We start from the raw sequence: 481 nt of genomic DNA on the forward strand, positions 1-481 counted from the left end.
TTATCAATATGAGGGCCTTGGTCTGTAGAAGCCATCCTATGAGCAACGACTCGGACAGTTCCCAGTTGAGGATGCGCCCCGAGGCGACCATTCCCAGAATCTTTGCTGCAACGGAGACGGCGAGCAGGATGCCGGATGCGACGAACGCGCCAGCGCCACCCATCTCCCAAGTAGTCTTCAAACCGGTCGAAAGGAAATAGAAAGGCATGATCGATATTAGGATGTTGTTTCTAAATGCATCCATCTTTTCAATCTTAAACCATTTGCTGTCGAGAACAGCTCCGGACAAGAATGCGCCTACCATGTAATGCAGTCCAGCCCAATCCGCGCCAAGGCTGCAAAGAGCAAGCCATAGCAAACCATAAATCCACCGATCTTCGTCTTTTGCGGACGAGATAAGCTTGCGGATTATCATGGAGAACGGCACAAATAAGACGAAAAAGAGCGATTGCCGAGCAAGTCGCTCCACATCGATCAGGAT

General features: G+C 50.3%; 1 protein-coding gene. It reads right to left on the bottom strand.

Going from position 1 to position 481, the window contains the following annotated elements; all coding sequences use genetic code 11:
* On the bottom strand, positions 1-481 hold a 481-nt coding region (locus C1631_RS23510), incomplete at both ends, for a cation:proton antiporter domain-containing protein (RefSeq protein ID WP_185144702.1).

Origin of the sequence: Chryseobacterium phosphatilyticum (genome assembly GCF_002899825.2) — a bacterium.
Classification (GTDB): Bacteria; Bacteroidota; Bacteroidia; order Flavobacteriales; family Weeksellaceae; genus Chryseobacterium; species Chryseobacterium phosphatilyticum.